This is a genomic window from Rhodoglobus sp. G.S.23, assembly GCF_056675935.1.
Genome location: NZ_CM155237.1, coordinates 2112005 through 2137111, shown reverse-complemented (window position 1 = coordinate 2137111; position 25107 = coordinate 2112005). Strand labels below are relative to the sequence as shown.

The 25107-nt window shown below is 59.2% G+C and carries 25 protein-coding genes; 14 read left to right on the top strand and 11 right to left on the bottom strand.

What is annotated here, in order from left to right:
- Window positions 1–10: 10 nt before the first annotated feature.
- Entirely contained in the window at window positions 11–454 is a 444-nt protein-coding gene (locus tag AC1ENN_RS10415) for a metallopeptidase family protein (protein WP_449647207.1), read from the bottom strand.
- 63 nt (window positions 455–517) lie between these two features.
- On the opposite strand from AC1ENN_RS10415, the gene AC1ENN_RS10410 reads away from it, so the two are divergent.
- A complete protein-coding gene (locus AC1ENN_RS10410) occupies window positions 518–727 on the top strand; it encodes a DUF3499 family protein (RefSeq protein WP_449647206.1) in 210 nt (69 codons plus the stop codon).
- Window positions 720–2144, top strand: coding sequence for a phosphomannomutase/phosphoglucomutase (locus tag AC1ENN_RS10405; protein ID WP_449647205.1), 1425 nt, complete (start codon window positions 720–722; stop codon window positions 2142–2144). Before AC1ENN_RS10410 ends, AC1ENN_RS10405 begins: the two co-directional genes overlap by 8 nt.
- Here the strand turns inward: AC1ENN_RS10405 and AC1ENN_RS10400 are convergent.
- A complete protein-coding gene (locus AC1ENN_RS10400) occupies window positions 2141–3001 on the bottom strand; it encodes an RDD family protein (RefSeq protein ID WP_449647204.1) in 861 nt (286 codons plus the stop codon). The genes AC1ENN_RS10405 and AC1ENN_RS10400 overlap by 4 nt on opposite strands.
- A gap of 16 nt (window positions 3002–3017) precedes the next feature.
- On the opposite strand from AC1ENN_RS10400, the gene AC1ENN_RS10395 reads away from it, so the two are divergent.
- A complete protein-coding gene (locus tag AC1ENN_RS10395) occupies window positions 3018–4013 on the top strand; it encodes a stage II sporulation protein M (RefSeq protein ID WP_449648191.1) in 996 nt (331 codons plus the stop codon).
- Here AC1ENN_RS10395 and AC1ENN_RS10390 read toward each other — a convergent pair.
- Genes AC1ENN_RS10390 through AC1ENN_RS10370 form a run of 5 tightly spaced genes read right to left on the bottom strand, consistent with a single transcriptional unit; the run spans window position 4010 to window position 9371 of the window.
- Window positions 4010–5302 (bottom strand): DUF58 domain-containing protein, encoded by a 1293-nt coding sequence (locus tag AC1ENN_RS10390; protein WP_480406026.1) that lies wholly within the window; start codon window positions 5300–5302, stop codon window positions 4010–4012. The genes AC1ENN_RS10395 and AC1ENN_RS10390 overlap by 4 nt on opposite strands.
- A gap of 2 nt (window positions 5303–5304) precedes the next feature.
- Window positions 5305–6261 carry an AAA family ATPase gene (locus AC1ENN_RS10385; RefSeq protein ID WP_480406025.1) on the bottom strand — a complete coding sequence of 319 codons (957 nt, stop codon included), beginning with the start codon at window positions 6259–6261 and terminating at the stop codon, window positions 5305–5307.
- 58 nt (window positions 6262–6319) lie between these two features.
- A complete protein-coding gene (locus AC1ENN_RS10380) occupies window positions 6320–7498 on the bottom strand; it encodes a DUF4350 domain-containing protein (RefSeq protein WP_480406024.1) in 1179 nt (392 codons plus the stop codon).
- Entirely contained in the window at window positions 7495–8193 is a 699-nt protein-coding gene (locus AC1ENN_RS10375; RefSeq protein ID WP_480406023.1) for a DUF4129 domain-containing protein, read from the bottom strand. Before AC1ENN_RS10375 ends, AC1ENN_RS10380 begins: the two co-directional genes overlap by 4 nt.
- The gene (locus AC1ENN_RS10370; RefSeq protein ID WP_480406022.1) at window positions 8190–9371 is read right to left on the bottom strand and encodes a hypothetical protein; all 1182 of its coding nucleotides are present in this window, start codon (window positions 9369–9371) and stop codon (window positions 8190–8192) included. Before AC1ENN_RS10370 ends, AC1ENN_RS10375 begins: the two co-directional genes overlap by 4 nt.
- Before the next feature lie 120 nt (window positions 9372–9491).
- On the opposite strand from AC1ENN_RS10370, the gene mtrA reads away from it, so the two are divergent.
- The 6 genes from mtrA (at window position 9492) to secA (ending at window position 18008) form a co-directional block, all read left to right on the top strand.
- Complete coding sequence (gene mtrA, locus AC1ENN_RS10365; protein ID WP_449647198.1) at window positions 9492–10172, top strand: MtrAB system response regulator MtrA; 681 nt, start codon at window positions 9492–9494, stop codon at window positions 10170–10172.
- A 5-nt stretch (window positions 10173–10177) separates the two neighbouring features.
- On the top strand, window positions 10178–11791 hold the full coding sequence (gene mtrB, locus AC1ENN_RS10360) for an MtrAB system histidine kinase MtrB (RefSeq protein ID WP_480406021.1): 1614 nt from the start codon (window positions 10178–10180) through the stop codon (window positions 11789–11791).
- Entirely contained in the window at window positions 11784–13463 is a 1680-nt protein-coding gene (locus AC1ENN_RS10355) for an LpqB family beta-propeller domain-containing protein (RefSeq protein WP_480406020.1), read from the top strand. The genes mtrB and AC1ENN_RS10355 overlap by 8 nt, the downstream gene beginning before the upstream one ends.
- Before the next feature lie 63 nt (window positions 13464–13526).
- A complete protein-coding gene (locus AC1ENN_RS10350) occupies window positions 13527–14285 on the top strand; it encodes a ComF family protein (RefSeq protein WP_480406019.1) in 759 nt (252 codons plus the stop codon).
- Window positions 14286–14330: 45 nt separating this feature from the next.
- A complete protein-coding gene (gene hpf, locus AC1ENN_RS10345; RefSeq protein ID WP_480406018.1) occupies window positions 14331–15029 on the top strand; it encodes a ribosome hibernation-promoting factor, HPF/YfiA family in 699 nt (232 codons plus the stop codon).
- Between the two features lie 162 nt (window positions 15030–15191).
- A complete protein-coding gene (gene secA, locus AC1ENN_RS10340) occupies window positions 15192–18008 on the top strand; it encodes a preprotein translocase subunit SecA (protein WP_449647193.1) in 2817 nt (938 codons plus the stop codon).
- Window positions 18009–18168: 160 nt separating this feature from the next.
- Here secA and AC1ENN_RS10335 read toward each other — a convergent pair whose 3' ends face one another.
- Window positions 18169–18657 carry an Rv3235 family protein gene (locus tag AC1ENN_RS10335; RefSeq protein ID WP_449647192.1) on the bottom strand — a complete coding sequence of 163 codons (489 nt, stop codon included), beginning with the start codon at window positions 18655–18657 and terminating at the stop codon, window positions 18169–18171.
- Between the two features lie 150 nt (window positions 18658–18807).
- Here AC1ENN_RS10335 and AC1ENN_RS10330 point away from each other — a divergent pair, with 150 nt between their 5' ends.
- Window positions 18808–19407, top strand: a complete 600-nt coding sequence (locus AC1ENN_RS10330; protein WP_449647191.1) for a hypothetical protein — start codon at window positions 18808–18810, stop codon at window positions 19405–19407.
- A 31-nt stretch (window positions 19408–19438) separates the two neighbouring features.
- Here AC1ENN_RS10330 and AC1ENN_RS10325 read toward each other — a convergent pair whose 3' ends face one another.
- Window positions 19439–19720: a helix-turn-helix domain-containing protein gene (locus AC1ENN_RS10325; RefSeq protein ID WP_009772813.1), complete on the bottom strand. Its 282-nt coding sequence runs from the start codon at window positions 19718–19720 to the stop codon at window positions 19439–19441.
- 119 nt (window positions 19721–19839) lie between these two features.
- Between AC1ENN_RS10325 and AC1ENN_RS10320 the strand changes: the two genes are divergently transcribed.
- The 3 genes from AC1ENN_RS10320 to AC1ENN_RS10310 are packed head-to-tail and all read left to right on the top strand — an operon-like array spanning window position 19840 to window position 23230.
- Entirely contained in the window at window positions 19840–20487 is a 648-nt protein-coding gene (locus tag AC1ENN_RS10320; protein WP_449647190.1) for a CpaB family protein, read from the top strand.
- Window position 20488: 1 nt separating this feature from the next.
- The gene (locus AC1ENN_RS10315) at window positions 20489–21721 is read left to right on the top strand and encodes a CpaE/TadZ family protein (RefSeq protein WP_480391117.1); all 1233 of its coding nucleotides are present in this window, start codon (window positions 20489–20491) and stop codon (window positions 21719–21721) included.
- Window positions 21722–21730: 9 nt separating this feature from the next.
- Window positions 21731–23230: a sensor histidine kinase gene (locus AC1ENN_RS10310; protein ID WP_449647188.1), complete on the top strand. Its 1500-nt coding sequence runs from the start codon at window positions 21731–21733 to the stop codon at window positions 23228–23230.
- Window positions 23231–23384: 154 nt separating this feature from the next.
- Here AC1ENN_RS10310 and AC1ENN_RS10305 read toward each other — a convergent pair whose 3' ends face one another.
- Window positions 23385–23633: a WhiB family transcriptional regulator gene (locus tag AC1ENN_RS10305; RefSeq protein WP_009772809.1), complete on the bottom strand. Its 249-nt coding sequence runs from the start codon at window positions 23631–23633 to the stop codon at window positions 23385–23387.
- 183 nt (window positions 23634–23816) lie between these two features.
- Between AC1ENN_RS10305 and AC1ENN_RS10300 the strand changes: the two genes are divergently transcribed.
- Window positions 23817–24236, top strand: coding sequence for a hypothetical protein (locus AC1ENN_RS10300; RefSeq protein ID WP_480406017.1), 420 nt, complete (start codon window positions 23817–23819; stop codon window positions 24234–24236).
- A gap of 50 nt (window positions 24237–24286) precedes the next feature.
- Here AC1ENN_RS10300 and AC1ENN_RS10295 read toward each other — a convergent pair whose 3' ends face one another.
- Complete coding sequence (locus tag AC1ENN_RS10295; protein WP_480406016.1) at window positions 24287–25081, bottom strand: DUF6671 family protein; 795 nt, start codon at window positions 25079–25081, stop codon at window positions 24287–24289.
- Window positions 25082–25107 lie beyond the last annotated feature (26 nt).

Genomic DNA, 25107 nt, shown 5'->3' with positions numbered 1-25107 from the left:
CGGTCGACGGCTAGAAGTGTCGAAAACGGTTGGGCGCTAGTTCCCATGGTTCTTTGCCGAGGTATTCAGCTACGGCACGGAATACGCAACTTTCGATCAGCATCCGTCGGTGTAGCTCGTCGTCACGGTGCAAGCGCACCATGCGCTCAATGGGGAGACGAAACAGAATAATGCGGTGCTCATCGGCAACCACTTTCCAACGTGCGACCTTTGTGCCCTCTGGGCTGGTGCCGGGCATGAGGCCAACTTCGAAGCGCGCATTGGCGAGTTCTTCTGGCCACATTTCTTTCAAAAACTGAGCGGCAGAAGCGACCGTGAGCTCGAAGTTGCCGTGGCGACTGCGCAACAGCGGTAGGTGTGGCCCGGTGACGGCAGCGCGGATGCCGCGGCCATGGCGATCTCGCCAGTTGCCACGCACAGAGCGCGTTTGCTCTCGCTTCGATGATCTAGCCACGAGACCATTCTACGGGCCGCAGTTGCCCTCCTGTGGGTGCACAGTCGTAGGCTAGGGACCACAATGATTCAGCGCCCGTGTAGCAAGGTCTCCTGCAATGAAGAAGCCGAGGCCACTCTCACGTATGTCTATGCGGATTCAATGGCGGTGCTTGGACCGCTCAGTTACACAGCAGAGCCACACAGCTACGATTTGTGCGCTCGTCATGGCGATCGACTCTCTGTGCCGCAGGGCTGGCAGGTCGTTCGCCATGTAGTTTTAGGGCATGAGTAAAGCTAGTCCGATTGACCTCACCCCTTTCATCAAGGCCTACGACGTTCGCGGTCTTGTTGGCTCGCAACTCACCGACGACGTAGTCGAAGCGCTCGGCGCTGCATTTGTCGATGAAGTGGATGCTGCAGGCAGCGAAATTATCGTCGGCCACGACATGCGAGATTCCTCGCCAGGGTTCGCGGCGGCCTTCTCGGCGGGCGCTCGCGCTCGCGGAGGCAATGTTGTGCTGATCGGGCTCTGCTCGACGGACGAAACCTATTTCGCATCCGGTTCGTTAAATGCGCCTGCCGCAATGTTCACCGCTAGCCACAATCCGGCAACTTACAACGGCATCAAATTCAGTCGGGCGGGTGCTCAGGGCATCAGTTTCAATACGGGGCTCAAAGCGATTCGTGATCGCGCGCAGTCCTACCTTGAATCAGGAATCGATGCGGTCGCGGTCCTAGGTTCTCAGCGTGAGGTTGATGTTCTGGGCGGCTATGCAGGCTATTTGCGGGAGCTTGTCGATCTGCGCAGCATTCGGCCCATCCGCGTTGTCGTAGATGCCGGCAACGGCATGGGCGGAATGACGGTGCCTGCGGTGCTCTCAACGGCGGCGGGACTCCCGGAACTTCCGATTGAGATCATCCCGATGTATTTCGAACTCGATGGCACCTTTCCTAACCATGAGGCGAACCCGCTTGAGCCGGCGAACATTGTCGATCTCCAGAAAGCCGTAATCGAACACGGCGCAGATGTGGGGCTTGCCTTCGATGGCGACGCTGACCGATGCTTCGTGGTCGACGAGCGCGGCGAGGCTATGAGCCCGAGCGCAGTAGCGGCAGTGGTTGCTCTGCGCGAAATTCAGCGGGTGCGGGCCTCGCAGCCCGACGGTGACATTTTTGTGATCCACAACCTCATCACTTCGAACATCGTCCCGGAGACAATCACTGCGGCGGGTGCTATCCCGGTGCGCACCAATGTCGGTCACTCGCTCATCAAGGATCAGATGGCGGCGACGGGGGCGATTTTCGGCGGCGAACATTCTGCCCATTACTATTTCCGCGATTTCTGGGGCGCCGATAACGGGATGCTCGCCGCAATGCACTTACTCGCAGAATTTGGTTCGCAACCGCAGCCCCTTTCGGTGCTCTCGGAGCGCTATTCTCCCTATGCCAACAGTGGTGAGATCAACTCGGTTGTCGCTGATGTTCCCGCGGCTACGGCACGTATCCGTGCTGCGTTTGCTAGCGAGGCAGAGTTTGATGAGCTTGATGGCCTCACAGTGACGGGAGTCACGAAGGGTGCAGAGCCGTTCTGGTGGTTCAACGTGCGCGCCTCGAATACGGAGCCTTTGCTGCGATTAAATGTTGAAGCCGCATCGAAAGAGCAGCTCGAAAATATTCGCGATCGAGCTCTCGCGATCATTCGCGCCTAACCCCGGTTGCTCGGAAATCCACGCGGCACGCTCGTGAGCGCTGGCTCAAGTGTGGTGAGCCGATCCTTTTCACCGGCAAGCGCTACCGATTCACGCTCACGCCGCAGAGCGCTGACAGCTGAGAGAAAGGGTTCAGCTTCAACCGATGGCAGCGGTGACACGAACGCTGCAGCCTCGTTGGCAAGGTTGGTGGCGTGCCGCTGTCGAGTTGCCGCGGTGTAGCCGTCTGCGGCGACAAGGAAGTGCGAGATTCGTCTGGCGAGTCCATCCGGCATCTTGGCCACATCGGCCGTGCGCGCCCACTCAGCGAGTTGCCCAGGAAGTTGCACGACAGGATTGGCAAACTTTTTCACTCGCTCGTACTGGCTGTAGGTGCCAGCAACGAGATCTCCGAGGCGCTGCGCTCGAGTATTGAGCAAACCGACGACAGCGGCGAGGCCGCCAGCGGTCATGAAGATTTCAAGAAAACCGATGAGAGCGCGGATGAAGGCGTGGCGAAACCCGATCGCTCCACCATCGTTGCGAACAATGCGTGCGCCGATCGCGAGTTTGCCCAAGGATTTTCCTCGGCTAAGAGTCTCAACGGCGGTGGGAAGAACAACAAGACAAATCACTAGCGAACTTACTGTGAGCGCTTGACCGATCGCGGTGTCGAGGCCGGCATTCGTCGCGAACGCAAAGGTTCCGAGGAGCAACCCAATGAGCGCAAGTCCGTAGGCCAAGAAATCGATGATCGACCCGGCAGCACGCAACACAAAACTTGCTGAACGAAGCTCCAACGCCACCGCTTCACCGGTGATCAACTCGTCGGGTTCATCCTCATAGGCGAGAGTGTTGCTCATTTGTGTGCCGGACATGACATCATTTAAGCAGATGGATCTCGACTCGTACTCAGCCGCGCACCGCGAAGACTGGGATCGCCTTGCCCAATTGGGCTCACAGCGCCGACTTTCGGGCGCGGAAGTCGATGAACTCATCGACCTGTACCAGTCGGGCGCCACGAATCTTTCGGCGATGAAGACGAGTACCGGCCAGTCTGCGCAGGCAGATCGCTTGTCGCTGACGTTGAGCCGTGCCCGCCTGCGCTTCACGGGAGCTTCGGCGAACCTCCTCAGCCAATTGCCGCAGTTCTTTGTCGTGCAGCTTCCGGCTGCGCTCTATCGAGTGCGGTGGATGTCACTGCTGCTCGCCGCTGCCACATTCCTTGTGGGGTTTCTCTTTGCGTGGTGGGCAATTTCGAACCCCCAAGTGCTCGCCAATTTTGGCAGCCCGGCCGAACGCGAGGCCCTCGCCCGCGATGACTTCGTCGGCTACTACTCGGAGTTCTCTGGTGGGTCATTCACGGGATTCGTGTGGACCAACAACGCGTGGATCGCGGCGCAGTCGATTGCCTTCGGAATTGTGGGGGTCTACGTCCCCTATTTGTTGTTCAACACCGCCCAGCAACTCGGATTCACCGCGGCGATCATGAATGAATTCGACCGCCTCGATGTATTTTTTCTCTACATCGCACCGCACGGACAACTAGAGCTCTACGCGATCTTTGTCGCTGGCGCCACGGGGGTAATGATCTTCTGGTCGTGGGTTGCCCCCGGTGCCCGCACGCGAGCTCAAGCTCTCGCGCAAGACGGGCGTGCGCTATTTACCATCGTCGTCGGACTAATCCTTGCCCTACTTGTCTCGGGCATCATCGAGGGATACGTCACGCGTCAGGACTGGCCGTGGCCGATCAAGATCGGTATCGGCACTATCGCACTCGGTGGATTCTTGGCATACCAGTGGATTCTCGGTGGGCGCAGTGCGCGTGCAGGAAACACGGGCGACCTCAGCGAATTCGACGCTGGCGCCACCCACATCGTCGCAAACTAGAGCTTTCCAGCAGCCTTCAAAGCGATGTAGTGGTCCGCAAGCGCCAGTGGCAAATCAGAGGGGCGTTGTGAGACGACGGATGCTCCGAGTTGGGTGATCGCAGTGGCCACTCGTGACTGGTCGAGGAGCGCGCGCTCTGCAGCAGCGGCCTGATAAACAGCGTCACGGTTCGAACGGTCGCGCGTAGCATCCAGAATCGTGGGGTCAGCAACGGATGCCACCACAACGGTGTGTTTGGTGGTGAGCTGGGGGAGCATCGCGAGCAATCCGCGGCTCGCGCCGGGGGACTCTGCTGTGGTGGCGAGCACAACGAGAGCGCGCTGAGAGGTAGCTTGGCGCACGAGGCCTGGCACCGAGTTCCAGTCCATTTCGATGAGTTCCGGTTGCACCGGTGCCATACCGGTGACCATTTTTGACAGCAGGTCGGGGCCGGTGGCTCCCTGAACGCGGGCGCGTACTCGGCGGTCATAGATGATGAAGTCGACGTGGTCGCCGGCGCTAGAAGCGAGAGCTGCTAGCAGCAGGGCAGATTCGAACGCGGTGTCGATGCGTGGCTCGTCATCGATGCGGGCAGCAGAGGTGCGGCCGCTGTCGACCACGATGACTACTCGACGGTCACGCTCGGGGCGCCAGGTTCTGACTACCAGTTCGGATCGCCTCGCGGTGGCACGCCAGTCGATGGAGCGCACATCGTCTCCCCGAACGTAGTCACGCAGACTGTCGAACTCGGTGCCCTGGCCACGAATCATGACACTCGTGGCACCGTCGAGTTCGCGCAAGCGTGCCAAGCGCGACGGCAGGTGTTTGCGGGAATTGAATGGCGGCAGCACGGTGAATGAACCGGGCACAATGACCGTTGTCTGGCGCGCGATGAGGCGGAGCGGTCCGTAGGAACGCACGGTCACGTGCGCCGCCTCTCGGGTTCCGCGGCGCAGTGGAGTGAGCACGGTCGTGAGTTCGCGACGCTCATGCCCCGGCACTGACAAGCGTGCACGGTTGCTCTGTGCTCCGGCGGATGGCTGCCAGCCGTCACGAACTACTGCGCGAAGTCGCCGACGAGAGGGGTTGGTGATTCGCAGGGTTGCGCTTGTCGTTTCGCCGAGGCGAAGTCGATCCGGAGATGTGCGGTCGAATCGCAGCGAGCGCACCGATACGGCAAACGCCATGTCGATGAGGCCGACAGCGATCGCAAACGCGAGCCACAGCACTAACACGACGGGTTCGCCAGTGATGACGATCGGTACGATACCGAGCGCCACAAGGGCAACGAACCATCCAGAGAGAGCCATCGTTAGATCGGTACCTGCACTTGCTGCACGATCGACCGCAGGATGACATCGGCGGAGACGCCTTCAAGTTCGGCTTCTGGGCGAAGCTGGATGCGGTGACGGAGTACCGGAAGCACCATGCTCTGGATGTGGTCTGGCGTGATTGCGTCTGCGCCGGTCAGCCAGGCCCACGCTTTCGCGGCGGAGATCAGTGCGATTGCGCCACGCGGACTCACTCCGAGCTTCACTGAGGGGCTTTGTCGTGTGGCGCGGGCAAGGTCGACGGCGTACGCGATGACGTCGGGGCTCGCGCCAACCTGAGCGACGGCAGCTTGGGCAGCAGCAAGCATCGCAGCATCGAGCACCGGAGTGACACCAGCCGCAGCAAGGTCACGGGGGTTGAATCCCGCAGCGTGGCGCGTGAGTACCTCAATTTCGGTATCTCGTTCTGGGAGGTCGAGCACGAGCTTGAGCAGGAAGCGGTCGAGTTGCGCTTCGGGAAGGGTGTAGGTGCCTTCGTACTCAATGGGGTTCATGGTTGCGGCAACCATGAACGGCACTGGCAGCTTCAGAGTCTGGCCGTCTACAGAAACTTGCCGTTCTTCCATTGCTTCAAGCAGGGAAGATTGTGTCTTGGGTGGCGTTCGGTTGATCTCGTCTGCCAGGAGGATGTTGGTGAACACTGGCCCCTTGCGAAACTCAAATTCACCAGACTTGGAGTCATAAACGAGTGAGCCGGTGACATCACCCGGCATGAGGTCTGGGGTGAACTGCACGCGCTTGGTGTCGAGCTGGAGCGCACGACTAAGCGTACGAACCAGCAGAGTCTTGGCGACACCGGGCACGCCCTCGAGCAGCACATGACCGCCAGTGAGTAGAGCAATCGTGAGCCCGGTCACCGCGGCATCTTGGCCGACTACAGCCTTGCCCACTTCGGTGCGGAGTTGAGTGAATGCGTGCCGCAGTTGCTCGTCAGTCATATCTCGATTCTTCTCTATCTTTGGCTTGATGGTGCTGAGTGTTCGGAGTGGAAGGGTGCTAAGTGGGGCGGACGGCAGACTCGACGCGCTGTTCGAGCGCGAGCAGTTCATCCGATAGGTCAAGTAGGTCGCTGTCGTTGGTGGGGGCAATGTCGATAAGGAGCCCTCGCAGTGGGGCGGCGGGCTGGTCGATAAGTGTCGCGACTCGATTGATGACGTCATCGACGGATGCGGTGCTCGCCATTCCGCACAGCGAAGCAAGTCGGCGGATGGAGCCGATGCGCAGCGCGTCGAGGGTATGGAGCCGTGCCGCCGTTTTTTCGTAGAGGCGAGCCCTACCCTGCATGGTTTCGCTAGAGCGCACGGTGACGGGCAATTTTTCGATGACGAGCGGACCGAATCTGCGTCCTCGCCACAGTGCAGCCGTGAGGAGCGTCACCGCCGTGAGCCACACGACGGGCAGCACCCAGTCTGGGGCGAGTTCGTCAAAGGTTTTGGCACCGCTCGTGGAGGAAAGATCCGCGAAGCTGGGCGTGTACCAAACGAGGGTGTCGTGTTGGCCGAGAAGCCGCAGCGCGAAAGCGGCGTTATCTGCCGCTGTGATGCCACCGTTGGTCAGCGCTGTGGTTGCACCGAGCAGCACCAATTGGGTGTTTCCTCGGTCAACAGAGATGAGTCCGTAGCCGCGGTCGTCGTTCCCGTAGCAGCCCGTCGCTTTGGCCTCAGGCTCGATGACACGAAAACTAGATGGGCCGGCCGTAATCTCGGGGGCTTTCGAGGCAATCGGCAATGCGCACTCTGCCGATACTGTGCCAACTCGGGTTCCAGCGTTGGCAACTTCGGGTGCGATAGCGAGCAGTGCAGCAACTCCGGGCTCGGCCAGAATGACGGTCGTCGCAATCGTAGATGCCTCGACGGTCTGCGCGTCGGTGAGGTATCCCTCAAAGTTGGAGAAGAAGAGAGTGCTCTCGTCGGTGGTGGCGAGCGCGTCACGAGTGTCGTCGAGGCTTTCGGTGACGATGACGTCGACTCCCTGTTGCCGCAGGACTTCGGTAAGCGCTTTGGTTCCTGATTCGCGAGGACTGGTGGGGTCGAGCTGAGGCCCTTCGGCTGCTGTGCCTGCCAAGTTCAGGCTAATGACCGCCACGCTCAGGAGAAATAGCGCTGCGATGATCCAAAAAAGGGCACGCCTCACAGTGGTGCGAAGGCGCGGTGTCACGATCGTGGGGGCGCTCACAGTGCCGCCTCGCTGAGCAGGGGCTTTGCGGCGCGCACTCGAAGCTCGAGGTCGCGAAGTTGTACGTATTGTTCTCGCGTTGCTGGCTTACGCATGTAACGGACTAGGTCAAAAATGTTGGCACAGCTGGCAAGTTCGTTAGCGCAATCGGGGAGAACTTTCGCGGCCCGGATCGCAAAACCATGAGCGGTGGTGCCTGGTGTCATCGTGACGAGGGTGCGTTCTGAGAGTCCGCGCGCAATGGCGCGAAACATATCGGCAATCGCACTCTCAAAATCTTCTCGTGCTGCAGCCTTTTCGGCCGCATCCCGAAGCTGAGCTGCTGTTCGTCGATCGGTTTCACCGAACAGGATGTCATGGTGTTGACTCTTGCGGTTGAGCCGGGGAAGACCGTAGACGATTACCGCTGCCACTATCGCGATTGTGACCAACGCAATGAGCACAACGAACACGACGATGGGGATTCCATCGCCACTACCGATCGTCAGTGAAGCAAGCCAGTCGCTAAAAGCTTTCGAGATGCGGTCGAACAGCGTTGGCTTGGCGGCCTGATATGGCGCCTTCGATAGCTCATTGATGAGCCACTCGGTTGCCTGTTCCGAGTCGGGGTTGACCGGAACCTCACTAAAGACCACGCGCGCAAGCCACTCTGGCAGCGCTGCGGGCGCGGTTGACGAGAGTGTCGCTAGCGTCATGAAGCCGTGTGCGGTGACGGCTCAGTTGAGTGCGCTGCTGTGCTGTCGAAGGTGAGGTAAGGGTCTGGCACGGAATTGTCCCCTGTCTGACGAGCTTCGACGAAGCGAGTGAGTTCCAAGTCGAACCCCTCTTTGCGCATCCGCAAATCAATGTAGAGCAGTGCAGGTGCCGCCGACTGGATGATGATCGTGACGGCGCCGATAGCAACGGAGAGAATCATGGTCACGACATAGAGGCCGATAAACGACGCCATTGCGGCCTCTTCATTGCCGGTGGGGTTGAGGAGACTTACGCCAAGTCCACCGATAAAGCTCAGCGGTGCTGTCACGACGCTCGACACCGTTTGCACAATCACCAGAATGAGGGCGAGGATGCCGAAGGTGCGCCAGAAGCTGCCAGACACGAGCGACCACGAGCGGCGTATCGCGCGACCGAGAGTCAGGCGTTCGATCATGAGGGCGCTGGGGACGAGCGCGAGAGAAGTGCCAAGCCAGGCCATGACGATAAGACCGATAACTATTCCGCCAATCACGGCGAGCACCCCGAATATGGTTCCGGCAGTGCCGCCGATGGCGAAGAAGAGTGCGGCGACAAGAGCAAGCGCGACGATGCCGATGAAGGTCGCTACGGCGACTAGGGCAGACCAGCCAATGAGTGCCCACAGGCGCCCCTTCGCCGCAGCCCAGAGTCCGCGCAACCGCAATTTCTCGCCGACGGCACCGCGAGCAACCTCGAGGGAGACGATGCCCTGAAGTATCGAACCGCCGATGAGTGACAGCGCGACGGCGAAAAGCGCGGCGAGGATAACGCTCGCTGTTGCCCCGGCTTCGATGGTTGCCGCATCCACGTCGCTTGCGCTGAGGGTTCGTTCTAGGCCGGAGAAAGTAATGATCCCCACCAGAATGAGGGAAGCGACAGTGACGATGCCCATGATGGCCAACGACAGACCGAAGATGGGGCGCGGGTTGCGACGCAACACCATCAGGGATGCCGAGAGGACTGTGCCAAGCGTCATGGGCCGCAGTGGGATGAGGCCGGGCTTCGGCGGGGGAGTCCACCCAGGCGCGGGAGTGCCGTACTGCGGAGGTGTCGCGGCAGGTTCTGGTGGGGCGTAGAGACCGGACTCGCTGTTATTTGCGCTGCTATCTGGCGATTGCCACGGACTGTTATTGCTCACGTCTCACCTTTGATTAACCAACTGTGCCAATTGAATCGCACTCATGCTTTCACACTCGACTACTCTTATGCGAAAGCTTCTCACTCTGTTAGCCCGAGAGCTAGAAAGTACCGAGGACACGTGAACCCGCGAATTCTTGTAGTCGATGACGACACTGCCCTGGCAGAAATGATCGGAATCGTTCTACGCACCGAAGGTTATGAACCATTTTTTTGTCAAGATGGCGCCTTAGCTCTCGATGCATTTAAATCAGCAGCCCCTGATCTTGTCTTGCTCGACTTGATGTTGCCAGGCATGGACGGCATCGAGATTTGCGCGCGCATCCGTGAAGAATCGGGTGTTCCGATCATCATGCTTACAGCAAAGAGCGACACTGCTGATGTGGTGAAGGGGCTCGAGAGCGGTGCAGACGACTATGTCGTCAAGCCGTTTAACCCGAAGGAGCTTGTTGCTCGGGTACGCACTCGGTTGCGTCCCGCGAGCGATGCGGCCACCGGCACTCTGACGGTCGGTGACCTTGAGCTGGATGTCACGGGTCACGAGGTTCGCCGTGGTGACACCAAAATCAATCTCACACCGCTCGAATTTGAGTTGCTCCTTGCCTTGGCGATGAAGCCGGAGCAGGTATTCACTCGCGAAATGCTGCTTGAGCAAGTGTGGGGCTACCACTACAAGGCAGACACTCGTCTTGTCAACGTTCACGTGCAGCGATTGCGCGCGAAGGTTGAAGAAGATCCTGACAACCCCAAGATTGTGATGACGGTTCGCGGCGTTGGTTACCGCGCCGGCAGCAGCGCGTAACAAGGATGCGCTATTTCGACTGGCGCGAGTTAGTGCAGCGGCTCGCTGCACTCTGGCGCTCGTCGCTCCAGTTGCGCACTGTTGCGATTACAGTGCTGCTTTCTTCGGTTGCGGTTGCGGTCATTGCTGGCTACATGTCGTTGAGTGTTGGCGCGAACCTGTTTGATGCGAGCCGTGAGCAACTCACCCGAACCTCTGCCAATGCCACGCTGGCCGGTCAGCAGGTTTTTGATGCGGCAGATGACGGTCTTGGTCTCGAAGACCTCGACGGAATGATGGGGGACGCGGCTCGAGTCATCGAGAGTGTTGCCTCGAGCACGGGAGGCACGAGCTATGCAATCCTGCGCAGCCCGAACCAAGATGGCGCTCGCGTGCCAACAGACGTTCAGTCGCAGGGATTGGCCTCGTACGTCGAAATTTCCGAAGAACTTCGCGACACCGTTGCTGAGTCGACCGAACAGCGCACGTATTGGCAGTCTGTTGCTCTCACCCAGCCGACGGATGGCACGATTCACCCTGGCCTCATTGTCGGCTCGACCCTCGACATTCGCGGTGCGCAATACGAGCTGTACCTCGTCTATGACATCAGCGACACTCAAGAGACTCTCGTTGTCGTTCAGCGCACTCTTGGGCTGGGTGGTTTCGCCCTGCTCGCCCTTATCGGAGCGGTAACTTATCTCGTGGTCCGTCTCGTGGTTGCGCCGGTGAGGTTGGCGGCCGAAACCAGCCAACGGTTGGCAGCAGGCGAACTCGAGGTGCGAATTCCGGTGCACGGCGACGATGTGATCGCCACTTTGGCGCGTTCCTTCAATGGCATGGCAACGAGCATGCAAAAGCAGATCACCCGGCTGGCAGCGCTGTCTCAAGTGCAGCAACGATTTGTGTCGGATGTTTCGCATGAGTTGCGCACTCCGCTCACCACAATCCGGCTCGCTGGTGATGTTCTCTACGATCAGCGCGAAAGCTTCCCCCCCGCAACGGCACGCACTGCGGAATTGCTGCACACTCAGGTCGAGCGATTCGAACTCCTGCTGGCTGACCTTCTTGAGATGAGCCGCTATGACGCGGGTGCTGTCGATATGGAGACCGAGCCAACGAACCTCGTGAGGCTCGCAGAGGACGCGATTGAGAGTCTCACTTCGCTAGCAGCCAGCAAGGGCTCAGAGCTGCGTCTGGTGGCGCCTGGCGGCTATTTTGAGGCAGACGTTGATCCTCGTCGCATCCGTCGCATCCTTCAGAATCTCGTCAGCAACGCCATTGACCACGGTGATGGTCTGCCGATTGTCATTTGGGTCGACAGTGATCAGGACGCCGTTGCGATTGCGGTGCGTGACTATGGCGTCGGGATGAGCGCTGCAGCGCTTGAGCGCGTATTCGACCGCTTCTGGCGTGCGGACCCTTCGCGGCAGCGGACCACCGGCGGAACAGGGCTCGGTCTAGCAATCGCTCTCGAGGATGCGGTGTTGCACGATGGTTGGCTCGAGGTGTGGTCGGATGGAGACAACGGCTCATGCTTCCGGCTGACTCTGCCGCGCGCTCGAGGCGCCGAACTGCATTCGTCGCCTCTTGAGCTTCCCCCAAGCGACGAAGTACCAAGTTTGGAGGCTACGGATGGTTAACACATCGCGACTGAACCTCCTCATTGTTGCGAGCGTAGCTATCGCCGTGCTGAGTGGCTGTGTTGGCGTGCCTACGTCGAGCGAGGTCGAAGCTGGCCCGCTCATCGATGAGCAGATTGACGGACGATTCGAAATCGTGGCCGAGGGTCCCGTTGCGGGTTCGACGCAAGAGCAAATCCTTACCGACTTCATGAATGCGGTTCGCGCTCCCAGTCGTGACTATTCGGTTGCGCGAGAATTCTTGACTAGCGAAATGAGTGATGCCTGGAATCCTGCGGCGAGCGCTACCATCCGCGAGCGTGACAAGCTTCCGACAATCGCGCCAGCGCTCGAAGAGAATGCGCTCACGTATTCCTTCTCTGCTCAAGCAGTGATTGACGAGCGAGGTGTGTTCGCAGAGTTGCGCTCGCCGGCAGCACAGACGTTGACTTTTGACTTTGAGCGCCGAAATGGCGAATGGCGCATCGCGTCGGCACCCCCAGGGATTGTGCTCTCAAGCAATGGCTTTGAAGTCAGTTTTGAGCAGCAAGTGCTCTACTACTTCGATCCCAGTTTTGCTTATCTGATTCCTGATTCGCGCTGGTTTGCGGTGCGCCAGTCTTCGCAGGCGCGCGCAATCCAAGCTCTTCTCGCGGCTGATTCTCCGTGGTTGCAACAGGGCGTTGTGCTGACGGCGTTCCCGGCAGCAACGACCCTGAGCACAACGAGTAGTCTGACGAGCGGTCGCTCCGTCGTCGACCTCAGTTCAGAAGTTCTTTCTGCTGACACGGTTTCGCGCGAACGTATGCGACAGCAATTGGCGGCGACGCTTCACACACCGATTGTGGTGCTCACTGTTGATGGCCGAGAACTGCAAAGTACGAGTTCTGGCCAGAATGCTGCCGTCATCGAACCAGGATCCGCTGGACCGCTTGTGGTCGGAACCGCCACCGAGTTTGGGTTCAATACGAGTGACGGCTTGACAGAAATAAATGAGCTGAGCGCTGTTGTTGCTGACTCGGGGGCAACGGCTGCAGCACTGTCGGCAGACCGTCTGTCCGTTGCGTACCGCGCGGGAGACGGTGCGGCCTACTTCGCTTCGGTTGGAGTCTCTCCCCGCATTGTTGACAGTCGTTCGGGGTTGGCCGCACCATCGCTCGACCCGTTCCGGTTCATTTGGTCGGCGCAGCGCTCAAACGCCGCATCGCTGTCGACTTTCGAGGTAGACGGCACCGAGCATCCGATTCAGTCATCATTGCCATCAGATTCAGAAATAGTGTCGCTGGATGTTTCCCGCGACGGTGCGCGACTGCTGGTGTACCTCTCCTCGCCATCTGGGCCCCAGTTGCTCGTGTACGGGATCGTGAGGCAGCAGGGCAATGTGCCCGTCCAACTTGTGGAACCTACCGTGTTGCCGGCTCGGGCGGGCACGCCGATTGATGCGAGCTGGGTGGGTTCGAGCTCAGTGGCAACGCTTTCGACACACGACGATTCTGTAGCCATAACCGCGTTCAGCCTTGGCGGGCCAACTGAGAGCCTCGGGGATGTCGACGGCGCTCGACAACTCGTGAGCAGTGGAACCAACACCGACGCGCTCAGGCTCATTGCTGACGGAGAGGTGTGGCGCCCTCAGGGCAGCCAAGAATGGGTGCGCACTGGACTCGACGCCTCCTTCATGGCCGTACAGCAGTAGCGTCTCTCCACCAACACCACAGGGTGCTCTGCGTTCGGGACGGTGCGGCTGCAAGCTCGGAGAATGACGTCCTCAGACAACAACATCGAAAAAACGCTGCGCAAAGTGGTGGCGAGTGCACGCGAATCAGTCAGAGACGCCTGGGCTGTGCTCATGCCAGTCGAGTGCGCCGGATGCCAGAGCTATGACCGCGCACTGTGTGCGGAGTGCGCTCGCAGCCTTATCGCTGCCCCCACAATTCAGTCGACCCCGCAACACGTTCGTGTCTATGCAGCGCTGCGCTATGAGGGCACGGTTCGCCGAGTGTTGCTTGCCTTCAAGAATCATCACCGCACTGACCAAGCGCGTCCACTTTCTCGGGCACTCCTTGTCGCGCTTCGGATGGCGCTTGACGATCTCAGCGCGGTGAACGAGAAAGCTGGCGGTCCGATTCAGATCGTTGCGGTACCCACGAGTAAGCGCGCCTTTCGAACGCGGGGCTACCACCCGATAGCAGCGGTCCTTCGGGCGTCGGGAATAAGCCATGTGCGAGCACTGAGAGTCGCGAAGGAAACTGGCAGCCAAAAGCTTCTTAACGCGTCTCAGCGGGCCATCAATGTACATGGTGTTTTCGCGGCGACACGCTGGCTTGGAGCAACGAGAGTCATCATCGTGGATGACGTACTAACGACAGGCGCCACGATTGACGAGGCAATGCGGGCAATTTCCGCGGCCGGAGGGACGGTCATTGCAGCCGTAACCATCGGGTTCACTCCAAGAACCGGTGCGGCTCGTGACATTGCCAGCAGCGAGGGCTACGGTAAGGAAAAGGGCGCACAATAAAAGCTGCCTCACGGGGTGGCCGCGCATGATGGCTAGGAGGTCGCCGTGGAAATCACCGTCAACGGACGCAATGTAGGAGTCACGGATCGTTTCCGTGAGTATGCGATCGAAAAGTCTGAGAAGGTAGATCATCTCGCTGATAAGGCGATTGCTTTCGAGATCAAGGTAAGCCGCCACCACGAAACTAATGGGTCTAGTGGCGACGATCGTGTTGAGTTGACGTTGATCGGACCAGGACCGCTTGTTCGAGCGGAATCTGCTGGTTCGGATAAATATGTTGCCTTCGATCTGGCGATGTCAAAGCTCATTGAGCGCATCCGCCAATCTCGCGACCGCAAGAAAGTGCATCGGGGGAATCACCGCCCTACGTCTCTGCGTGAGGCAAGTGCTGGTGGGTTCGCCGTTGTTGATATCACTCCAGCAAGCCCCGAAGTAATTGAGAGCGTTTCCACTGGATCAGTGCCGGTACAGACGGCCGAACCAGAACCTGGCGACGACGATTACTCGCCCGTTGTTATCCGACGCAAGGTGTTCCCTTCTAGCCACATGACTGTTGAAGAGGCACTTGACCACATGGAGTTGCTCGGTCACGACTTCTTCCTCTTTGTGGATAGCCAGACGGATCGCCCCAGCGTTGTTTACCGTCGCAAGGGGTGGGATTACGGTGTTATTGGTCTTGAAGAGCAGGCCGATGAGGTCGCCGATGGGGGTCGTTCGCGCAAGCGTAAGGTCGCCAACGGCTAAGCACACCAAGTTTTTGGTGTGAACTTGATACGATTACGAACCGGTAACGCGGCCGTGCGCTGAATGCACGCACCGCGTTACCGTGACGTAAGCGTCTAAAAAGGTTGCGCTTCGTCGAGCAGGGCCAGTGTCGGACCCGTCCGACAAGAATGGGAGTATTCGGTGGCGAATGTTTTAGAACGCGCACTTCGTGTGGGCGAGGGTCGGCTTCTTCGACGCTTGAAAGGCTATGCGCACGCGGTTGATCACCTTGAAGAAGACTTCAAGACGCTGACTGACGATGAGCTCAAGCACGAGACCACGGAGTTGCGCGAGCGCTATGCCGCAGGGGAGTCACTTGACGACCTCCTCCCGGAGGCCTTCGCTGCGGTGCGAGAAGCAGCGAGCCGCACGCTTGGCATGCGTCACTTTGAGGTTCAACTCATGGGCGGTGCTGCACTGCATCTTGGCAACATTGCTGAGATGAAGACCGGTGAGGGCAAGACCCTAGTCGCGACGCTCGCGGCATACCTGAACGCGATCGCCGCGCAAGGTGTGCACGTCATTACGGTCAACGACTACTTGGCTAGCTACCAGTCAGAGCTGATGGGCCGCGTATTCCGCGCCCTCGGGATGACCACCGGATGCATTGTCTCCGGTCAAACTCCAGTGGAACGTCGCGAGCAGTATGCCGCGGACATCACCTATGGAACGAACAACGAATTTGGTTTTGACTACCTGCGCGACAACATGGCGTGGCAGGCAAGCGACATGGTCCAGCGTGGCCACTACTTTGCTGTCGTTGACGAAGTTGACTCGATTCTGATTGATGAGGCTCGCACGCCGCTCATCATTTCGGGCCCATCATCGGGTGAGGCGAACCGTTGGTTTACCGAATTCGCTAGCCTTGCCAAAAAGCTCATCCCCGAGGTCGATTTCGAGGTTGACGAGAAGAAGCGCACCGTTGGTGTGCTGGAGCCCGGCATCGAAAAGGTTGAAGATTACCTCGGTATCGACAACCTGTACGAGTCGGCGAATACACCGCTGATTTCGTTCTTGAACAACTCCATCAAAGCGCGTGCACTCTTCAAGAAAGACAAGGACTACGTCGTCATGAACGGCGAAGTCTTGATCGTCGACGAGCACACCGGTCGTATTCTTCAGGGCCGTCGCTACAACGAAGGAATTCACCAGGCGATTGAGGCCAAGGAGGGTGTTGCTGTTAAGGCAGAAAACCAGACTCTCGCTACGGTGACCCTGCAGAACTATTTCCGTCTCTACAACAAGCTGTCAGGAATGACCGGTACTGCTGAAACTGAAGCAGCCGAGTTCATGTCCACCTACAAGCTTGGTGTTGTCGCGATCCCGACCAACAAGCCAATGCAGCGCATTGACCAGTCCGACCTGATCTACAAAAACGAGCAGTCAAAGTTCGAACAGGTTGTTGCCGATATCGCCAAGCGGCACGAACTGGGTCAGCCCGTTCTGGTGGGAACAACAAGCGTTGAGAAGAGCGAACTTCTTTCGCGCATGCTCGCCAAGAAGGGCGTAAAGCACGAGGTCTTGAACGCTAAGAACCACGCTCGCGAAGCAGCGATTGTTGCTCAGGCAGGACGCCTCGGTTCTGTTACCGTCGCTACGAACATGGCCGGCCGTGGAACTGACGTCATGCTCGGTGGAAACGCCGAGTTCTTGGCTGTCGCTGAGATGAACAGCCGCGGCCTCAACCCGACCGAAACTCCTGACGACTATGAAGCCGCATGGGACGAAGTTTTTGCCGAGGTAAAAGCCGGGGTTGAGAAGGAAGCCAAGAAGGTCGTCGATGTTGGTGGCCTCTACGTCTTGGGTACAGAACGTCACGAGTCGCGCCGTATCGACAACCAGCTGCGTGGTCGTTCAGGTCGCCAAGGTGATCCAGGTGAGAGCCGCTTCTACCTGTCGCTTCAGGATGATCTGATGCGCCTGTTCAACAGTGGCGCAGCCGAAGCACTCATGGGGCGCTCGACAGTTCCCGACGATCTCGCGATCGAATCCAAGGTAGTTAGCCGCGCCATCCGCAGTGCTCAATCACAGGTGGAGTCGCGCAACGCTGAAATCCGCAAGAACGTGCTGAAGTACGACGATGTATTGAACCGCCAGCGTGAAGCTATCTATAGCGATCGGCGCCACATTCTTGAGGGAGATGACCTGAAGGATCGCGTTCAGCGATTCCTGAGCGATGTCGTCACCGAAGTTGTCGACGTACACACGGCAGAAGGTCACTCTGAGGACTGGGACTTTGACGGTCTCTGGACCGAAATCAAGACGATGTACCCGATCGGTATTACCGTCGATGAGGTTCTGACCGAGGGCGGATCACGCGGCAAACTCACCAGTGCATTCATCGCCAAGGAAATTCATTCTGACGCCGTGATTGCGTACGAGCGTCGTGAGCAGCAGCTTGGCGAGACCGCGATGCGCGAGCTCGAGCGTCGTGTGGTGCTCAGCGTTATCGATCGCCGCTGGCGAGACCACCTCTACGAGATGGACTACCTGAAAGACGGAATCGGTCTGCGCGCAATGGCTCAGCGCGACCCCCTCATCGAGTACCAGCGCGAAGGTTTCGCTCTCTTCCAGACGATGATGGGACAGATTCGCGAAGAGTCTGTCGGCTTCCTGTTCAACCTTGATGTCGAAGTGAGCGGCGGTGGCGAGTCCACGACCGTCCAGGCGCGAGGTTTGGAAGCGGCAAGTGCACCATCCGCAGCGCTCAGCTACTCGGCGCCGAGCGCAGACGCTGCCGGCGAGGTCGAAGTTCGCAATGAGCGCGGCCAGGTCGAACGCACTGCGACTGCCAATGCGCAAAAGCGACAGACGCAGCAGCCGGCACCGCAGCAACCGCAGCCGGCTCGAGGCGGTGACCGTGGTGCATTCGGTCAACGCGCAGAGGGTTCGGACGGTGCGGCGGAAGCTCCGCTCAACCGTTCACAGCGTCGCGCGCAGGAGAAGCGCAAGAAGTAGAAATCATCAGTAAGGTATGCCCCCATCGCTCGGTCGGTGGGGGCATATCTCGTTAAGCCGGGGTCGTGTTGGACCCGGGACGGGTGAGAGCCGCATGGCATTGGATCCGCGTTGGACCAGCATTGCCTTAGAGGCGTTGCGGGTCGGTGCGCCCGACGCGCTAGAGGACGTTGATGGCTGTCGCGCGCCAGCGCCGATCGAGCCCTTCGAGGCGTACTGCTACAGCGCGAGTGCGCGCTCGACCGCGAACGATCACCACAGCCTCTATCGCGCCATCGCGAGGCTCGCACAGTCGGATTGAACCCATGGTGAAGCTTGGGCGCGTGACTGGCTGCCCCTTTGCGCGACGGGCACGCGCCGAGAGGACGGTGCGCTTGAGTAGATGACGGTAGACGTCGTCAGTAACCCATCGTGCAATCTGCTCCAGGTCGCGGGCGCCAGCAAGAATTTCGATGACGCAGCGGGTGAGGTTTTCCACCAGGGGTGCCGGATCGGGTAGTTCGGCGCTTGGGGTGGGCTGGTGGCCAAAAAACTCGTCGGGCACGAAGCGCGGGCGAATGATTTTGGAGGGAAGGGTTCCGGTGCGTTGTCGCGGAGGGCGAGGGGGTTCCTCGCTCGGCGAAAGCTTTCGGAGTGGCTCGGTACTCATGATCTCCCGGGTAAAAGGTCAAGACGGCGATGTATACCCCCTTTAGGGGGTAGACCACACTCAACCAGTACTGAGACCAATTGTCTATGACTAATTTTCAACTGTGGATAACCTTGCTGAGTTGTGTCACCTCACCAGTACCGTCAGCCCATGCGCTGGGACAAACTTTTTGATGACCTCGAAAGTCAGCTTGAGAACGAAATCACGGCCGATGACCTCGAAGTCGATGCCGAAGAGGAACGGTTGCGGCTCGGCCGGCTCAGCATGCGGGATCGTATTGTGTCGCTTCATGCCCGCAGCTCTGACCAATCACCTCTCACGATGTCGCTTGTGCTCATCACGGGAACGCGACTCATTGTGAGGCCAGCGATTATCGGTCGCGATTGGATGTCCGCCGATCTTGTCGACGAGAGTGGACGCCCAGCGCAATGCATCGTTCCATTCGCGGCGGTGGCGGGAATCTCACTAGGGGCAGCGCACATCACGCCGAGCCTTGCCACGATGCCGTCGAGTGGGCATCCGAGTCTTTCGCAGCGTTTGGGGCTGAGCTATGTTCTGCGAGATCTCTGTCGTCGTCGCCGAGCGGTCTCGCTGTTGCTGGTCGCGGGCGAAGTGCATGGCACGATCGACCGCGTAGGGCGCGACCATCTTGATATTGCAGTGCACGAACGTGGGGCGGCTCGACGCGAGACCGCGGTAACCGAGTATCGCTTGGTCCCGTTCGCGAGTCTGGTGGTCGTGCGGCCGTAGCCGTCACAGCCCCGTACCGGGTCGTTCTGCGCTATCGCTTACGCTGTTCGCCGAAGTTCACTTCGGTCACTGTGGCAATATCTGACTGATTCCAGAGGCTCATGCGTCGAGTCTCTTCGTACAGAGCTTCGATATAGGACTCAAGAACCGAGTTCTCGATTCGCCATTGGCCTTTGCTGCCGACCTTGATCGCGGGCAGTTCGCCGGAGCGCACCAAGTCGAGAACTTCGTGTGGTGAGACGCTGAGCACTTCAGCAGTATCGGCCAGGGTGAGAAATCGCCCGAGGCCTTCTGCAGGATTGATCGCGTTCATGGTTCGATTATGCTCCCGTGCACCTGTGAATGGGGCTGATGTGGATAACTCTCGCGCCACTTATGAGCAGTAACCAACGATGGTGCCATGATCAACACCCGACCTCTGGGGCGCGCGCTGTGAGCCGCCGTTCCGGTCGTACCCAGTCTCAAGCTCGCGCGCGAGCCCTCGCTCTTGATCCGCGACTTGCAATTGGCATCGTGCTCGTTGTGGCATCCATCATTGGCGTTGTTTCGCTTGTCGCTAGCGCCGATGACTCAATCGAGGTCTATGCGGCCGCCGCCCCTCTCAATCCGGGTGATCGTGTGCTGAGCGGCGATCTCGTAGTGCGGAGCGTGAAGCTCAACGAGTCGAGTGAGTTCTATATCGGGCGGGGTGAACTACCCGCGGAAGGCTTTATCGCTACACGACCGATCGGCGCAGGGGAGTTGATCCCGAGCTCTTCTTTAGGTAGCCACGAGGGGCTCTCATTGACTGCGGTAGTCGTATCGCCACAGGGCGGTCTCGCGGAGTCGGTGTCGACGGGGGCATCCGTCGATGTTTGGGCCAGCGCGGAGACGGAAGACGGTGAGCATGGGGCTCCGGGCGTGATTATCTCGGGTGCCATTGTTGTGCGACTTATCGACAATGACTCGCTCGTCTCATCGGCTGGTAATAGCGCACTAGAGTTGCTCGTTCCTCGATCGCGCGTTGCCCGCTTGCTTGAAGCAATGGCCAGCGGTGACGTGCTTTCGGTCCTCCCGGCCAACCTCCCGGCGAAGGGCTGACGTGGCGAATTTCGCGTTGGCCATGCCGGTCACCCTAGAAGATCAATTCGCGTTTGATGCTGCGCAACACGGGCACGAGATCGTTGTTCGAGCGGTAAGTGCGCCAGAACTAGCGTCTCGGGTCGCAGGCGCACACGCAGATATCGCACTAGTTGCTGCAGAGGCACGCTACCTCACAGACCGACTCATCACTGCGTGCGATCACGCAGGCGTTCGGCTCATTGCGGTTGCCAGCAGCGAGCGCGAGCAGCGCTATGCCAGTGATCTCGGCCTCTTTGACATTATCGATGGTGCCTCGGGGTGGCCAGCGGTACACGCGTTGCTTGAGCAGTCGCAGTGGAATTCAGAGCCCGAGACTTCGCCGCGAAGCACTCTGGGCCAAGTGATAGCGGTGTGGGGTCCTGGAGGTGCTCCAGGGCGCACATCCATAGCTATTGCGGTTGCCGCCGAATTGGCGGCACTCGGCCACAGCGTCGCACTTGCAGATGTGGACACTCACGGTGCTTCGGTGGCGCCGGCCCTGGGAATGCTTGACGAGGCGCCGGGATTTGCCGCTGCCTGCCGTCTTGCAGGTACCGACACGCTCACGACGGACGAACTAGTCCGCATCGGGCAGCGTTATGACTCGCCAGTCGGTGGTTTTTGGGTGCTTACGGGTATAGGAAGGCCGAGTCGTTGGCCAGAGCTTTCCGCCGAGAGGGTCGGAACCACCATCGCGCAGTGCCGTCAGTGGGTCGATTACACCGTGCTCGACACCAGCTCCAGTCTGGAAAACGATGAAGAGATTACGAGTGACCTGTTCGCGCCTCGACGCAATGCCGCTGCGGTTACTGCGGTGCGAGCTGCCGACCATGTGATTGCCGTCGGGGGAGCAGATCCGGTAGGGCTCTCACGGTTCTTGCGAGCACACGTAGACCTCCTCGAAACGGTCTCGACGCGAAGTGTGAGCGTAGTGATGAACAAGGTGAGGGTGAGCGCCAGCGGATTGAACCCGCACGGGCAGGTAACCCAAACTTTGTCGAGATTCGGCGGCATCGAGCATCCGATACTTGTACCTCACGACCTTGCAGGCTTCGACGGCGCTGTTCTGAGCGGCAAGACACTCGTGGACGCCGCACCGCGTTCACCTGCGAGACTCGCCGTGCGCGATCTGGTCACATCCCGCCTCGTGCCCGAAATCGACGAACCAGCGCCTCGACGCTCTCTGTTCAACAGGGTGCTGGCGCGCAGGTAATCTGTAGGGGTGTCGACACTCAGTGATCTAGTCCAAGAGCAGGGCCATTCGAGCGAGGCCGATATCGAATGGCTGCACATGCTCGTCGGCGACTGGCAGTTGCTCGCCGATCTTGCGTTCGCCGACATCGTGTTGTGGGTGCCGAGTGACGATGAGCAGTTTGTTGCGGTTGCCCACGCCCGCCCCAGCAGCTCAGCGACCCTGTTCTACCGCGACTTTGTCGGGCAAAATGTGAAGCCCGAGTGGAAAGCGCAAGTCACCGAAGCGTTCGCAACGGCTCGAATTGTTGATGCTGCTGCCCCTTCTTGGTACGAGGAAACTCCCACTCGGGTGCGTGCTGTTCCCGTGATGCGCAGGCTCAACGTCAGCGGCAATGCCACGGCGGAGACCCCCATCGCTGTCATCACGCGACACACCAATCTGGGGGATGCCCGCACGCCTTCCCGGCAAGAGCTCACCTTCAACGGTTGCGCAAACGATCTGTTCGCCATGATTGCTGCAGGCGACTTCCCGGATATGGGGGCCCCTGCGGCCCCGCGCCGCGGAGCACCCCGAGCATCCGACGGACTGATTCGTCTGGATGTTGACGGCCTCGTCACATTCGCGAGTCCAAACGCGTTGTCAGCGTTCAACCGCATCGGTTTCTCTGGCGAACTGGAAGCGGAATCTCTCGCCGACGTCACAACGACGCTCATTGCCGGGCAGCCGGAGGTAGACGAATCTCTGCCGCTGGTCGTCACTGGTCGAGCCCCCTGGCGCACAGACATTGAAGCTCGCGGAGTCACGGTCTCGCTGCGGACCATTCCGATCCGTGATCGTGGCGAACGTGTCGGAGCAATTGTTCTGTGTCGCGATGTCACCGAGGTGCGCCATCAAGAGCGTGAGCTCATCACAAAGGATGCGACGATTCGTGAGATTCACCATCGAGTGAAGAACAACTTGCAGACCGTGGCATCGTTGCTCAGAATTCAGGCGCGCAGAACGCACAGTGAGGTTGCACGAGAAGCGCTCGGGCATGCGATGCGTCGAGTTGCCGCTATCGCTGTGGTTCACGACACACTTTCTGAGGGACTCAGCCAGAGCGTAGATTTCGATGTTGTCTTCGATCGAGTGCTGAAGCTGATCGCGGAGGTTGCGTCGAGTCACAACACGACAGTGCATCCCACCTCGGTGGGAAGCTTTGGTGCACTGCCCAGTGAGTACGCCACACCGTTGGCTTTGGCCCTGACCGAGTTGGTGACGAATGCTGTAGAGCACGGTCTTGCTGGTCGCGCGGACGGCACGGTGGAGATTGACGCCAGACGCACCGAAGACAAGCTAACCGTGCAGGTTCGCGACAACGGCGTTGGCCTAGCTGAGGGCCGAGTTGGCGAAGGCCTCGGCACACAAATCGTCCGTACCCTGATTCAGGGTGAGTTGAGCGGAACCATTGACTGGCACACGCTCATGGGCAGCGGCACCGAAGTAACAATCGATATTCCGCTGACCTGGTTGACGCGCACCAAGTAATTTAGCGCGCGAGAGCCAGAATCGGTCTCAATCTAGACCCGTGCGGGCTACGAACTTTGCATTCTTGCAACGCTGTTCAGTCCTGTGACGCTGTGCAGTCCTGTGACGCTGCGCCGTCTTGTGACGCTGCGCCGTCTTGTGACGCTGTGCAGCGTTAGGATGCGCGGCGTGCGCGTGCAGCGCGACGCTTGAGAGCGCGGCGCTCGTCTTCACTGAGGCCACCCCAGACGCCGGAGTCTTGGTTTGTTTCGAGGGCGTACTGGAGGCACATTTCAGTTACCGAGCAGCGACCGCAAACGGCTTTTGCTTTTTCGATTTGGTCAACGGCCGGACCGGTGTTTCCTACCGGGAAGAAAAGTTCCGGGTCAGCGGTGAGGCATGCAGCGTTATCGCGCCAGTCCATGATGTTGCTCCTTACAGCGTGTTGCGTTGCTCGAGCGCGCAAAAAATACGCCCTGATTGGCGTCGAGCTTGAGAAAGAAAGTGGGTCTCGCTCGCAACACTGGGAGCCAGAAATCAACCTCAACTAGAATCGCATATCGGCCTAAGCAAAGCAATGGTTTTTCAGCGATTTAACGGGGAGCGAATGGTAGACGAACTTGTCCCAGATGAAAAACCGAGCCGGAGGCATCCATATTTGGTTGTCCTTGCTCTCGTAATCTTTCTGGAGAGTGCCCTACTTTTTGTGGCCCTCGGCTATCTGATTTTTGAGTTGGGAAGTGAGACTCCGCAGTCGTATCCGAGCGCGATCGCGTTGACGGTTCTCACGGCATTGGCGGCTATGTGGGTGGCGGTGATCGGCATTAGCGTGCTGCGACGCCAGTCGTGGATTCGTGGTGCAGCTGTGGTCTGGCAGGTGCTGCAGATCTCCGTGGCTATTGGCAGTTTTCAGGGCGTATTTGCGCGACCCGACATCGGATGGCTCTTGCTCATGCCCTCGATAGTCGTGCTCGTGTTGTTGTTTACGAAACCGGTATTGCTTCACACCGCACGGCCTCAGGGCTAAAGCCGACGGCGATCACTGACGGCGATCACTGACGGTCGCGCGCCGCCCGCTCAGGGATTGCAGAAGTTGCACCACTGCGGCGAAGCGCGTTTCACCGAGCGTGCAACTCGCGTGCGATACGTGCACTTTCCGCATCCATGGATGTCTGCGGCGATGATGTTGGTTGCGGTTCCGCAACTTTCGCAGGGAACGCCGTATTCCACGTCGACCTGCCCAAAACCGGGAGTGAGACACAGTGGGCACTCTGTTGCGAGCCGGTGAGCCATTTGTTCGCACAGAGTGCGGATAACGGCCGCTCGCGAAGGACAGTGATGTGCTCGGTAGTCGGGCATTATTGACACGGAGTCGTTCGCTTCACGGAACACCTTCTCGCCGATGCTCAGCAGCGTTTCGCGGTCATCGATATTTTTGAACGACGTCGCTACACCGTTGTGCCCGGTTTGAAGGATTACCCGCTGTTCGGGAAAACCAATGGCGGTGGCGTAGTGGAGTGCGTCGTTGAGGTGTCGAACGGTGCGTCCTGCCAGCAAGGGGGAGATGATGATGCTTCCTTCGACAAGCTCCAACCCCAGGATGTCGTCTACGAATACGAGCACCTCAATATTCTCAACTATTGTTCCGAACCCAGTGCTGAAGGTGCCCTCTGATGCGAGCCCGTAGTGGGTTTGCTCTAGCTCCATCCCTCGTCGAGCTTTGGCTAGCGCTGTGCTGCGGGGACTCGCTGTGCGGGGAATTTCTCCCGAAAAGGTGCCAAACAGATCGGTGTTGAGCTGTTGGGCAGCGACGATGTTGGCGCCGAGCACATCCGCAAAGGCGTGGCGTGCCAGCAGTTCCTTTCCATGCATGGTGGCAAATGTGATGGGTTGGTTCT